This is a genomic window from Aminobacter sp. BA135, from assembly GCF_050859125.1.
Classification (GTDB): Bacteria; Pseudomonadota; Alphaproteobacteria; order Rhizobiales; family Rhizobiaceae; genus Aminobacter; species Aminobacter ciceronei.
The window spans coordinates 2,455,610-2,469,382 of sequence record NZ_CP139572.1 but is presented as its reverse complement, the minus strand read 5'-3'; the positions used below and the strand labels follow the sequence as shown (position 1 = coordinate 2,469,382).

At 57.8% G+C, this 13,773-nt stretch carries 6 protein-coding genes; 4 read left to right on the top strand and 2 right to left on the bottom strand.

Annotated elements, in window-relative coordinates; all coding sequences use genetic code 11:
• Positions 1 to 131 precede the first annotated feature (131 nt).
• Complete coding sequence (locus tag SLT36_RS12055) at positions 132 to 1,220, bottom strand: DUF930 domain-containing protein (RefSeq protein WP_432287702.1); 1,089 nt, start codon at positions 1,218 to 1,220, stop codon at positions 132 to 134.
• A gap of 273 nt (positions 1,221 to 1,493) precedes the next feature.
• Here SLT36_RS12055 and SLT36_RS12050 point away from each other — a divergent pair, with 273 nt between their 5' ends.
• Positions 1,494 to 2,468: a nucleoside hydrolase gene (locus SLT36_RS12050; RefSeq protein ID WP_432287701.1), complete on the top strand. Its 975-nt coding sequence runs from the start codon at positions 1,494 to 1,496 to the stop codon at positions 2,466 to 2,468.
• Between the two features lie 210 nt (positions 2,469 to 2,678).
• Here the strand turns inward: SLT36_RS12050 and SLT36_RS12045 are convergent, their stop codons facing one another.
• The gene (locus SLT36_RS12045; protein WP_432287700.1) at positions 2,679 to 5,765 is read right to left on the bottom strand and encodes a hypothetical protein; all 3,087 of its coding nucleotides are present in this window, start codon (positions 5,763 to 5,765) and stop codon (positions 2,679 to 2,681) included.
• A gap of 217 nt (positions 5,766 to 5,982) precedes the next feature.
• On the opposite strand from SLT36_RS12045, the gene SLT36_RS12040 reads away from it, so the two are divergent.
• From SLT36_RS12040 to SLT36_RS12030, 3 genes are all read left to right on the top strand, one after another.
• A complete protein-coding gene (locus SLT36_RS12040; RefSeq protein ID WP_432287698.1) occupies positions 5,983 to 12,348 on the top strand; it encodes a hypothetical protein in 6,366 nt (2,121 codons plus the stop codon).
• A gap of 52 nt (positions 12,349 to 12,400) precedes the next feature.
• The gene (locus SLT36_RS12035) at positions 12,401 to 13,000 is read left to right on the top strand and encodes a hypothetical protein (protein ID WP_432287696.1); all 600 of its coding nucleotides are present in this window, start codon (positions 12,401 to 12,403) and stop codon (positions 12,998 to 13,000) included.
• Positions 13,001 to 13,153: 153 nt separating this feature from the next.
• Entirely contained in the window at positions 13,154 to 13,702 is a 549-nt protein-coding gene (locus SLT36_RS12030; RefSeq protein ID WP_432287694.1) for a recombinase family protein, read from the top strand.
• The last annotated feature ends 71 nt before the right edge of the window (positions 13,703 to 13,773 follow it).

Below are 13,773 nucleotides of genomic sequence, written 5' to 3'. Positions count from 1 at the left end.
ACCGCCCCGACACAGCACATGCTTGCCGGGTTTCGAGGCTGAGCTTCGGTTATCCCTCTAGGAGCTTGATATCACGCAATGGCGCTGCAGCGGAAGGGCAGCGCAGCACCAAGGCCAAGATCGGGATCCGCCTAGTTGTTTGCGGGGAGCCCCAGCCGCGCCCACTCGCCGGGCGGGATCGTCGCGCCGACGCGGAAGGTCAGGGAGCGGATCGTCGTCGCCTCGGCGTCGACCTCGCATCTGAACGTCAATGCGTGCCATGCCGTGCGCGTGCGGAAGGCCGCCTCAGGAACGTCGAGCACATTGCCGCGCCTGAGCGGGACAAGAGGCACAAGGTCGGGGGAATAGGACGCGTCGACCAGTCGGCGTTGCAGCGCGCTGGCGCAGAGTTGGGCGGCCCGCTTGTCGCGAGGCAAGCCGGCCATCGCCGTCGTGCTCAGTGCAGCACCAGTAGCGCCTTGCGATTGCGGCCGTCGAACCCCCGGCAATCCCGAAAAGGGCTGCGAGGCCCCAGCGTCCGCATTGCCGGAGGCTGGGGCCGTGGCCTTGCCGCTTCCGGGTTTCGGGATCTGCGCAAGACTGGGTTTCGGCGCATTTGAGGGCCTGGGCTCAGGCGCCGTGGCCATGGCGGGCAGCGCGATCTCGCCGTCATTGCCGATGGCGCCCAACGGCGCTGGCGCCGACGCTGCCTGCGTGTTGGCACCCTCCGTCAGTCCCGCCTGCTTGTCGGTGTCCTGCTTGCCCGTATCCTGGTTTGGAGCTGGCTCGCTCTCCGCTTCCTGAACCGCCCCGGTATCTTTTGCGGCCTGCTTCGCGGCGTCATCGGCTGCATTGGCCCGTTCCTCGGAAAGCGGCTTCACAGTCTCATCCTTTGCCGGCAACGGCGCGGTGTCTTGGACGCTGCCGCTCTCCGGAGACTTGCCGGAACCGGCATCCTTGTCTCCGAACCTGAAGACAGGCTTCAGAACCTCGATTTGCGCCGGCTTGGACGGCAATTTCTCCGGCGCCGGCGACCGCTTCGGCTCCGCAGGCTTTTCGGCTTCGGCCTTCGCGGGAGGCGGAGGAGCAGGTTTCGGCTTCGGCAGTGCCGGCGGCGGCACGAGAGTGACGTTTACCGCCTCCTCCTGCTGCTGTTCAGGAAGCCTCGGCTGGCTGTAGGCCAGCAACACCGCGATCAGAAACCCATGCAGGATCAGCGATGCGGGCCAGGCCCACAGCAAATCCCGACGCAGGTTCGTTACCTCATCCGACATGCTGAGCGCTGTGCAGTGAAATATTGGCGGCATCAAGCATGATCATCGGCATCGCGCAAATTATCGTGTGGGGTCCGAAAAAGAGAGTTGGGTCTCGGAGCGAGCGTTCGCAAGTCATTCATTTTGGTCGCGTCATCAGAGCTTGCCTGGATGGGATTGGGTGCTGGCCGGCTGGCACGGGGAAACTTGACGGCGCCAGCCGTGGCGGTCTCTAGTTACGGCAGATGGAAAGGTGGCCCCATGGAAAAGATCATCCTGGACTGCGATCCCGGACACGACGATGCCATCGCCATCCTGCTGGCGGCGGGCAATCCAAACATCGACCTGCTCGGCATCACGACGGTGTCGGGCAACCACAATGTCGAAAACACCACGCGCAATGCGCTGTCGGTGTGCACTGCCTACGGCATCAAGGTTCCGGTTGCGAAGGGCTCACCGGCTCCGATGATCAGCGACCAGGTGCTGGCCATCGAGATCCATGGCGAGACCGGGCTGGACGGGCCGGTGCTACCACCCGCCTCCTTCGAGCTCGACAAGCGCCATGCCGTCGATTTCATCATCGACACCGTCATGGCGCATGAGCCCCGGACGGTCACGCTCGTGCCGGTTGGTCCCTATACCAACATCGCGCTCGCCGCGCGCAAGGAGCCAAGCATCGTCGAGCGGGTGAAGCGGGTCGTCGCAATGGGCGGCAGCTATACGCGCGGCAACATCACGCCCGCGGCCGAGTTCAACATCTACGGCGATCCGGAAGCCGCCGATGTCGTGTTCCGTGCCAATTGGGATGTTACCATGGTGGGGCTCGACCTCACCCACCAGGCACTGGCCACCCCAGAACTCCAGGACCGGGTCCGCGCCGTCGGTGGCCCGATCAGCAAGTTTATCCTCGACATCTGGGAGTTCATAGCGACGACGCATGGTGGCCTGCTGCAGATCGCGCACCCTGCCGTCCATGATGCCTGCTGCGTTGCGGCCATGATCGACCCGTCCGTCTTCACCACCGAGAAAGCCGACATCCGGGTCGAGATCGCCGGGCGCTGGACCAAGGGCATGACTGTCTGCAATTTCGAGAAGATGGACGGCATGCGCCATTTCGGCGGCACGGCCAGCGAGCAGGTCAGCTTCCGCCACAGCGTGGCGATGCAGCTCGACCATCCCAAATTCTGCGACCTGATCGTCGACGCGCTCGAGCGTCTTGCAAGCCATAAGGCGTGACGGGCCTTCTGCCGAAACCACACGCGTGCTCGGATGAGGTTTTTTGGTGGCCCGGAGAAACACACATCAGCGTTAAAAACACTAAATTTTTCAAAATATTAGAAACATTCACAATAAATGAACACCAACAGATATACCAACATCAGCGTTCGACCAGTTGCTGATCGAAACGGATATCTGAGCAGCGAATGGACGGTCGCTCACAAAGCACTACTTGGAACCCACGTCATCGTCAGTGTTAGCAGCCGGAGCCGAGACTGCCTTAGGAAAACGTTTTTGCAATCGTTCGGCGACCTTGGCTATTTCACCGGGCTGCTTAGCCGCTGCGGCGATCAGGTCCGCAACCGCTCGGCGCGGCTTTCCTCCGGAACGCAGACAAGCCGCCCAAGCGACTTCTGCTTTTCGGGAGTCGAGAGCATTGAGCCCCTCAACTAAGACCTCTGGTGCGTAGTCATTGAGCGCCTGGAGGTAAACTTCGGCATCATCGTAAGTGTTTGTCTGATTACGCTCGAAACCATTGATCATATGCGGCAGATTGGCCCGAGCTACCGCAATAGCCGCCTCTGCCTTACGCTGCGCCAATTCGTGAAGCGCAAGAGCCGCCAGAAGCCAATCGAAGGTCATGGAACGACCAATGTTAATCTTAGCGCCAGCGTCATAAGCTGATAGTGCCGCGTCGGGAAATAGTACGGCAATGCGCGGATCGACAATATTAATCTCGGAGGCGCGGCGGAGCAACACAGCATTGATTTGGTCGTGTGTAGATTTCACCGACGACGCTATACAAATGAGATTGATTTCCTCGTGATCCAGATTGCTCCAGCCATCGCCTATTGTAACCTCGATGTCGGCCCACCGGAGTTTGGCTAAGATGTGCCGGAATCGCGTCGGATCGATCTGGCGTGTGACCGCTAGGATACTAGCTACAATGCCCAGATATCGGCGACGCGCAGTGGAAAGGATTTCTGCCAGGGCCGCCGGACTTCCCGCACTCATTATGGAACGGGCAATTTCCGCTTCGCGGCTATTGCGTTTCGACTCTTTTATCGTGGTGCGAAGTGGCAACCAGACTTTCAGAACTTGCCATAAAAGATCGTGATACTCTGAAAAGGCGTTAAGCGGTGCGCTCTTAAAACGTTCAGAGAGAAGAGATGCGCCGGCGTCAAGCAAATCTAGCGCATAGTCATGATCAAGGGAGTCAAGCGCTTTCACGAGTTCAACAAACGCCCAGATGCGATCCTCTGGCCAAGCCTGCGGTAGAGTAAGGAGGCGGCGTTTGTCGAGCGCCTTCAGAAACACGGCTCGCCAGCCATCAGAAGCTCCGAGACTTAAACGATCGAGTAAGTAGGCCACCGAGAAGGTATCATCGGGCGTTACCCCAGAAACGGCCGCAGCAAACGTCTCAGGATCGCAAGTGGCAATCAACGCCTTTGCGAAAGCCTCGTCCTGGTTCCAGACATTGTTGATCAGACCCGCTAGGCCATGGCCGGATGGGTCACGCGGATTTGAGAGCCAGCCACCTAACTGGTTGAGATGCGGCTCCAGGGTTGATCGTGGCCAACCTGGCTCGAAGGGCTCCAGATAAGTAAGTGAGGTTGCTGCGAAAGAGATATCTTCCGGCGATTCCGCAGCCCAGACGCGTGCCTTAAATGCCTTTAGGGCCGCGCAGTCCAACAGTCGCGCCTTTCGCCATCGAAAATGATCCATGCGGCCCAACTCGGTAAGCAGCACGGCAGCCCCAGCGAGCGAAAATGCACTGTCTAGGAGTATGGCTCGGCAAATTGCTACGATTCGCTGCTGTCCGGCCTCATCTTCACCTTCTATTATCTGCTCTAGCACCTTGAGAGCGAATTGCTGGTGCGGGCAACGAAGATCCTGATCCGAATTTACCAGGCGATTGGCAACCAACCATCGTTTAGCATCCAGCAGTTCGAGCTCTGAAATGTCACCTTGGACACTTAGACGCTTCAGATCATCGTACGTCGCACGCCCATCTCGACTGCCCAACTGCCGCGCCGCAATTAAGGCAAGTACGATATCGGCTTTCGCGACTCGGGCATTGGTCGCAGCTTCCTTCGCCCGACGCCAGCCGCCGCCAAGAATGAAGCAGAATTGCCACGGTCGATCTGACGCTCTTTCCGCGTTTTGAAGGCGCTGATCGAGGTCCACGTCCATTACGCCGTCACCGACCTGGTCATCCGCTCTGCGCACCACGGCCAGGGTTTCTGCCCGCCGCTTCAGCAGGGCCGCCGCAATTGTCTCGACCGCGCGTTTGGCGTCTAGCGAAATCGAACCGATTGGCTGAGCGGATCGATCAACGACGTTGTGAGTGGAAAGGATCCTCCGTGCGTCAATCGCTCCTTCCTCGAAGCTGCGGAGGATGGACGATGGCATCAGGTGGGCATCATCAATCAGGATGAGTGCCTTTTGGGCTTGAGCTTCTGGGGGTAAGGGAACAATCGAGGCTTGTGGGTCGTTAAGTCGCCAAACCCGCCAACCTCGTCGGGCCAGATCGTGCGCCGCTTGATAAGCGGTCACGGACTTGCCAGCCCCTGGCGACCCTACCAAGCGGGCAGAATATCCGATCTCTAAACGCTGCACGATCTGATCCGCCTCGACGAGTCGAGGGCAGGCAGTAGCATCAGTTGGGCCCAGCCCTTGGCCAAGTAAAGCTGGACCGAGATCGCGTGTGGCGTTGAAGGTGACCTCGCTCCAGCAACCAAGTGAGTGCGACGCGGCCTCATCCGCTGCGAGACGCGACCTAGACATGTCAGTGCCGTCAGAGGCGGGAAGGGTACGGATTATTTCAACTAAGCCTTTCAGATCAAACGCATGCTCGGGATAGAAATCCTCGATGACCTTCGGATTGTCGGCCACTAGGCTCTGCAGATCTTCCCAAGCCAAAACCTGAACGGTGAACAATCCTAGCTTTGCGCGCTCATCCGATATGCGGCGGACCTCAGCCTGTAACACTGCATCCCGCGGCGCTGTGGTGGCCAAAATCCAATGGGCCAGCGCAGGTTTGAAACCCTCAGCCTTTGCTATCTCGGCCTTGAGTTCAGCTAAAGTAACGATATGGCCGTAGCCTCTATCTTTCCCTTTGCACTGCAAACCATGGCGTCCTTCATTCTCGCTCAGTGGCGAAGAATAAACGTCTACTCCATTCTGCGCCTGCCCCCGGCGGCCGTGCATCTCCGCCAGGGGATCCGACCAGATTTCCCGAAATATGTGTAGGCACAGCCTTTCGAAGGCCTCCCAATTCTTTGGCGGCGCAATCTGCTTTTCATGGAAATCCATAAAATGACACCCAGGAATCACTGTCGTCTTGACTGGCAAATATTTCGAGAGTTGAAAACAGAATTTCGCCACACAGCTTTACTCAATAAAGTATCGAATACGACGATGCTATTCAGACTGCGCAGACCTTCCTTGACACACGGGATGCAGGTTCAGCAGAACCTATAAACGCCCAAGATACATGATTCTCGCGGGAGCGCCGCTGCGGAGGATGCCTTTGAGCAAGAAGCAAGACCTATTGGGCGCACCGGCCTCAAATGCGGGAGACGCATTCCACGAAACGTGGGCGCTACGTGAGGCTTTGCGGCTTCTTGACCCCAAGTCGGGACTTACCGAGGTTTATGTTGAAGGTGTTCGCGATGATCCCGAAACGGATAATGCGGCCAGTTGGGACGGGGTCGATTGTGCTCTCTACTATGACCACGTGGGTGGGCCTGATATGTCGCGGGTGGAGTTGGTCCAGCTGAAATATTCGGCTGCATCGCCGGAAAAATCGTGGACTTCGACGCGCTTTTACAATTCGACGAAGGAGAAAGGGAACAACTCCGTCGCTCGTCGCCTCGCCGATGCATTTAAAGGTGTCACAAAAGACAAAACTAACGTCCAAGTGCGGAAGTCGGTTCGCATAAGTCTCGTTACCAACCAACCAATAGCAGAAGACCTGGTCGAGATAATTGAGAAGGCCGCTCGCGGCGACCTAGGGGCAGCGGCATTCAACGAGCTTCATAAGGCGACCGGCTTGGCAAAAGCCAAGGTCAGACTCTTCTGTGAATGCTTGGCCCTGAAAGGGGGAACAGAGGGTCGCGACGCGCTTAGAACCGATACGACACTCATGGTTTCCGGCCTGCTAGAAGCGCCGCCCGCGGAGATGATCGACGGCCTTCTGATGAAGATCAGGCAGCGTATGATGCCCGAAGGAGCCAGAGGCATCGACAAGGCGGCCGTGATGGGCTGGTTTGGCCTTGGCCAAGACGAGGCGCTGTTTCCTCGCGAGCCATTGCTTGAGCCCCTTGGCGCGGTGATACCACGTGCCGTGACGGACGCTCTTGCACAGGCTGTTCTTGAGAACCCGCTCGTCTGCCTTCACGGGGACGGTGGCTGCGGCAAGACGACGACCGCCCAAACCCTGACCGCCGCGCTTCCAGCTGGCTCACGCACAATAGTTTATGACTGCTATGGAGCAGGAGCATATCGCGACCAGTCTCAGCCGCGTCACCGGCCGTTCGAAGCCTTCATGCAACTTTCCAACGAGCTCGCCCGGGTAACGAACACTCCGCTCTTCTTTGCATATTCCACGCGACCTGACATGGCCACCGCTTTCAGGAAAAAACTGGTTACAGCAGCCAAGCTCTTTGCGATTGAGCACCCAATAGGATTGCTTGTGATCATGATTGATGCGGCCGACAATGCGGTGCATGCGGCTGCCTTGCCTACACCGCCGCAGGAATGCTTCGTCCACCAACTGGCCACGTTCACTGAACTGCCGCACAACGTGCGGATCGTAATATCATCTCGAACGGCTCGACTGGGGTCCCTGAATCTGCCTGAGGACGCCGCTCAGGTTCATTGCCCGCCCTTCTCGGTAGTAGAGACGGCCCAATTTCTTGCACTGAACAATCTCACAGGGCCAGAAAATGCCATCGAAGACTTTCATAAACTGTCCACGCAAAATCCGCGAGTACAGGCGAACGCAATTGAAACTGCCGACACCCTCGCAGATGCGATCGATTTTCTGAGGCCCAACGGCCAATCCCTGCCTGACCTCTTCGATGCCATGATTGACAATGCGCGGAGTAGGGCTGGGGTGGAAACATCGCGCGCTCGGTTGAGCGCAGCTTTTTCAGTGCTGCCGACGCCCGTCCCTATCACCTATCTCGCCTCGATCTGTCGGCTTGAGGAAGCCGTCTGTCGCGATCTCGTCATCGAAATAACCCAGCGCAATGTGCGGATTGGTGATCGTGGGGTGGATCTCGCGAATGAAGACTTTGAGGCATATTGCGAGGATAAGGGTCGCCCCGAGACTACGGCGGTCATTCTCGAGACGGCCGACTTGTTGATGCGAGACCGGCTGAAATCCGAATACGCTGCAACTCATCTTTTCGAATTGTTGGTGCAAGCGGGACGCAAGGCCGATCTTCAAGTCTGTCTCGACGAACCAGGCGCAACCGCTGTTATTCCCGACCCTGTCAGACGCCGCCAGGTAGAGCTTTCACGTATTCGCGCGACTCTACATGTCGCCACTTTAGGTGAGGATGATGTCAGCATCGCCAAGACCATTTACATCGGCGCGGAGTCGATGCCGAGTGCGGGGAAGGTGAAACAGGTGATGCGGAGCAATCCAGACCTCTCCGCAGCGTTCATCCCCGACACGATCGGGCGGCTCGTCCTCAACGATCCTGAGGCACGTGGCAAGCAAGGCCCCCTCCTGATGCATCTCGGTGCCGAGCATGCCCGCAAGGGCGAATTTTTCGAGGCGCGCATGCGCCTGCGTGCAGCCAACGATTGGTTACAGACCCTTTTCGGGGACCGTGACGGTGAGCACGACCTGCGGTGGTCGTTTGAAGCCAGTGACATCGTCGCAGCCGAGATGGCAGCTTTCCTCCAGAGCGGCTGGCGTGCTGCGTCGAAAGGGTGTGGGCGGTGGACGCCGAAATCTTACGCGCTCCAACTTCGAGCCCAATTGCTGAGGCAGATCGCGCTGGAGTGCGGGCCGGATGCGATTACCGCGCTTCTCACTGAAATTGAGCCGGCTTTTCTCTTTCTTGCAATTAATGCCCTAGTACGCGCAGGGCGTTGCCCGTCCCCCGCCGATCTCGCCAAGGCGCTTGTTGCCTTGAAATCCCTAGCGTTCGAGGATTTTGGAGAGGAAGAGAGCGGCGCGTACAAGATGACCAACCGCCAACGCCTCGTCGACGAAGTCATGTTCTTCCTAGATCACGCGAGTTCGGCGAGCGACCTCGTTGAGGATTGTCTTCAAGTTCTGGACCGCCTCTCTCCGCCGGAAGCGGCCGAACTTAAGGGGGTGTCGCTGTCTCAGCCATACCGAATCGATGTCGCCTTCCGTGCTGCAATGATGCGAGCACGCTCATCCCGTCAGCCCCTGGACCTTGCTTCCATTTATCCCAGATCGGAAGAGCCGAAGGACAATGATCCAGCCTCAGAAGCCCGCCAAGTCTATGACAGGCTAAGAGAGAGCCGCGAGGATGTCGAGAAGCTGATCCCAGTGTATCAGGCACTCGCCTCAGTGCGAGCCAATCCAGGCGAAGATACTTGGAAAGCGCTCACACTCGAATTTACGAGGCTGCGCGAACGCACTCGTCGCCCATTCGAATTTGAGGGTGTCCGGCGTGTCATCGGCCGCAGAACACTGGAGCTGTTGGCACTTCAGGACGCCGACATGACGGTAAGACTAACCGTGATCGGCTCGCTGGCTTACAACGCAACGGTCTTCACTGAAGCCCACGGCCATTGGCTACCGGATCTCCTACACGACCCGCGTGCACACGAGCCGGTCACAAAATTGATGGAGGCTCAGGCAGCGGAACTCATTTCGCTGCAAATGAAGGCGACCGAGAAGGCCGATGGGCTTATCAGCATCGCTCGCATGTTCGCCCCGTTCCATCGACCAAATGCCGAAGCCTACTTTAGCCAGGCACTTGAAATTGTCGAAGAGGTAGACCTTGAAACCCTAGATGTGCTGCATGCACTTTGCCGAATGGTTGAACGACCCCACCCCGACACGCCGGAGATGCGCGCAAGAACCAGCCGCTTCGCGCGTCTTGTTCATATCGCGGGCGGGCTCCTGCAATCGGAAGACGGGTTCCCACAAGAGGAGGCGGTCCGTGCTCTGACTATCTCCTGTCCGCCGGTCGCGGCAGCGACCGTATCCCGGTGGACTGATGAGGGATTCTCCAAAGGGGAGACGGACCTCAAGGCATTTATCGAATGTGGCCTTGCCTCTGGTCTCTTCTCACCGGTGGAAGCACAGATCCTGTCCGGTATGGCTCCGGTCGCTAGTACGGGAATACAAGCGAAGGCCCTGGAAGGAGCTTGCCGCTCTGCACCGGCTGGTGCCACACGAATTGCCGAAGAAATTGGCTCTAAGGTACTTCTTGCAATGGCGCCCGGCGCGTCGGAGTTCGATGCTGCGCATCTGTGCAACTTCAGCGCAGAGTCTTCTAGCTGGTCAAAAATCAAGCAGGTCCAGGAATTCCAGGCGACCCACGCTGACGCGTTGCAGCTGCCAGACAAAGCGAAGACGGCAAGCCCACAGCCTACGATGCTAGACGACATAGCCACGCCGGCTTGGTCGAGCGTTAACCCCTTTGATGCTGTCGCCATTTCCTTGGCGAAGAAGGCGAACTGGGACGCGGGCGTTTATGACCAAGCACTTTTCTTCGCAACCATGCGTGCAAAGACAGGGATCGCTGACCGGCGACGCCATCTGGACACTCTTGCCGAAGCGGCACGCCGTGCGAGGCTTGCTGATGACGAGGTCAACGCGATCCTGACCGCTTTGAGAGAGTGGACCGACGCTGCGGTTAGCAAATGGCGGCGAGACGCTCTGCCAGTCCTAATTGTAGACTTAGGCCATAAGACGCTTGGCTATCACTGGTATGACCAGGCGGCCATCAATCACCTCCTGGAGGCATGCAACGCGAGCGACATCGACATCCGCAGATTGGTGGTCAAGCTGATCGAAACCCACGCATTCGATCTGGGCTCGATTAGCTTGTTGAAGCTACTCGCCCAATTCGTGCGGCGTTTGCCGCACGAAGATGCTGATAGGCTTATCGACTTCTTCCTCGACCGCCTTGAGACGCGCTTGAAAGTCAAGGACATGGACCTAACGCGCCATGCGATGGACACTGCAACGCTCCCAGAGACCGGCGCAGGCATTACGGCAGCAATCCTGTATCGATATCTCGGTGACATCGATGCTCGTCTCCGCTGGCGCGCTGCCCATGCGCTTCGTCAGGCAGCAAAGGTCGGCGCGTGCGGAACAGTAGGCGATGTCTTGTCATTCGCACAGCTAGACACCCTGCCGTCGTATACCTTCGGCGACTGCCCATTTCATAGTCTCAGCGCAGACCTACAACTCGCCATTGCGATAGCACGCCTGTCATATGAAGCACCGGAACTGATTGCTCAACACGAAGCATCGCTAATGCGCATCTGGGCTAAGCAATCACCGCATCTGCTCATCGGACATTACCTCTCCCGTGCTCTTAAGCAGGCAAAAGCTACTGGCGAGCCTATCCAGACAAGCCAAGACGAAATCGCAAGAATGACCGCTGAGACTGCCGCTCGCGCTCAACTCGCCGAACGATCAAAGGCAAACAAAATTGATCGCTTTACCAATGTCGGAGAACGCTTCCGCTTCGATAGTATGGACGTAGTCCCCTCCTGGTATAATCCCGCGTTGGATCTGTTTGCCGATCTGCCGCAGGAATTATTGATCAGTACCGCCGAGAAATGGATTGTCGAAAAGTGGGGCGGGCATAGTACGAGCAGTCATTGGGAGAATGAACCTCGCCCCCGACGTCTGCGCGACGACTACAATCTATATGGCGTTCGCCATGGGAGTCTGCCAACGCTGGAGCGACATTGGGTCTATTTGCAATGGCACGGACTCTTCACAGCCATTGGCGAACTTACAAAAACCCATCGCCTCCGTGAGCCTGAGAATAGGGATAGCTGGGACACCTATGAGAACTGGCTCTCTCGTTTCGATACAACATACGCCGGTGCCTGGATGGCGGATATCCGTTCACCTCCGCCACTTAACGTCCGTTATTGGGCCCTACCCCAGGCGAAATCGTCAGACTGGCTAAACGAGACTAGCTCCCGCGACCTTAGTGAAGAATGTCTTGCTGAAAATGGCACGGTCATTCTGCGTAGCAGCCGCGAGTCGCGCACCTACTCCTATGGCGACGAAGCCGCTTCCGAGACAGTCTACACCAATGGAGCGTTTGTTCCGCAGGAGACAGCAGCCGCCCTTCTTCGAGCGTTCGCCGCAACACCGAATTCGAGAGACGTCTATCTCCCAGACTCGGACTGGTTCGGTGAGACACGCCCAAACGACCCGAAATTTCTGTTGACCACCGCTACCGTCCGCCCCCTCGAACATAGTTACAGCGGATTAGACGAGAAGGACCCCACCCGGTTCGGTGTTCGTGGCGTAAGGCTCGTCCCATCGCCACAACTTAAGGCGGCAGTAGGCCTAATCGAGGACACGCCTTGGGCAACGGAATGGCGTATCGAGGGCTCTACTTTGCCTGCGGCCATCTACACAGCGTGGAGCTCGCTACCGAACGAGGAACGCGATCCGCACCGACGCGAGAATGAAAGACTCCATGTCGATGGCGACCGACTGGCGATTGAACCAATCGTTCTTAGAAAAGCAATGGAAACGCTTAGCTGCGATCTCGTCGTCACTGTTCACATTACGCGCTCGTCAGGAGATGAATATGCCAAAGTCAACGACAGGAAGCGGCGTAAAGAAGAACGCGCGGAAGTCTACCTCTTGCGCCGAGACGGACGCATCGAAACAGTGGACGGCGATAAGGGACATTGGGCATAGGCTGATTGCTCAACTTGGCGAAGAGGGTGCAAGGGACCTGACCGCGAAGTGGATGGCGAGCCATCTCGCAGAACTGATTGTTGCCGTCGAAACTGACCCTTCTCGCTTGGGGGAGTGTCGCGATCTTATCCTCGACCTCTGGAGAGTGCGCAAGACTCTACCTGGTGGCGATCCGCTAGACCGCTATGCAAATACACTCCGGGCGCTTGAGACGGCCATCGGCGCAGAGCCTTCGGTGTTCGACCTCGTTTTGCCAAGCTTTGCCCGCACGCCTGAGCCGAAGGATTGGGCTAGTCTTGCGCGCCGCATCCGCAGGCACACGAAATTTCTATCCCTTGCCGCAGTGGATCTTGCCATCGAAAATGACGGCCTACGCCGCGACGAGCTGCTGGACATAGCTGATACAGCTCATCCGGACGCGGAAACAGGTCTTTTGACTATTATCCGTCTCGTCGGTCTCGACGAGAAAGGCAACCGGATCCTGGACGAAGACGAAAACAAGGTCGGAGAGGCACTGGATGATTTGCAGCGAACGCTGGACGATTTTCGCACCGCTTACGAAAATGGTCGCGCAGGGGCGATTCTCAACAGTAGTCCTAACGGTACTACGCTCGTTCAGAAGTCTGATGGCGCTCAGCGGCCAAACGAGTAGCAACGATAATTGTTAGCAGGCAGTCTGCGCTGACACATCAGGCTATACCCTCAGGTGACGTAACAAGAGGGCGCGGGCGCTGCGTAACATCTAGGTTGACATCGGCTATTTGTGACAGGGTACCGTCATGCTTTGACCTTGAGGTTACACAGCATGGCTCGCATTGGTTACGCACGCGTCAGTACTACCGACCAAGACCTTGAAACCCAAATCAACAAGCTAAAGACCGAAGGCTGTGAAGTCATACGGTCAGAGAAGGTATCCGGCGCCAGTCGCGAGGGCCGTAACGAACTGGCGACGGTTCTGGATTTCCTTCGACCCGGCGACGAACTGTTGGTGACCCGGCTGGATCGGCTGGGCCGCTCGACTCGCGATGTGCTCAACCTCATCCACGAATGCGACCAAAAGGGCGCGGTCGTTACTGTGCTCGACCCTCATGTCTCAACACGGGGCGAGATGGGCCACCTCGTCCTGACTGTGCTGGGTATGGTAGCGCAGATGGAACGGCGCTTCATCAAGGAGCGTCAGCGCGAGGGCATTGAAAAGGCCAAGACCAACGGCATATACCGAGGCGGCAAGGTGCGACTGGATTATGTTGCCGTCCTTGACATGCATCGAGCTGGTCAAGGTGTGACGGCCATCGCGAATGCGGCTGGTTGCTCTCGGATGCAGGTCTATCGGATTATTGCCGCAGCCAAGTAAATGCCGGCGATGTCAGCGCGCGCTCAGATGACGCAGCTCAAGGATGGGCTGCTGGGTGCAGCTATCGCGCA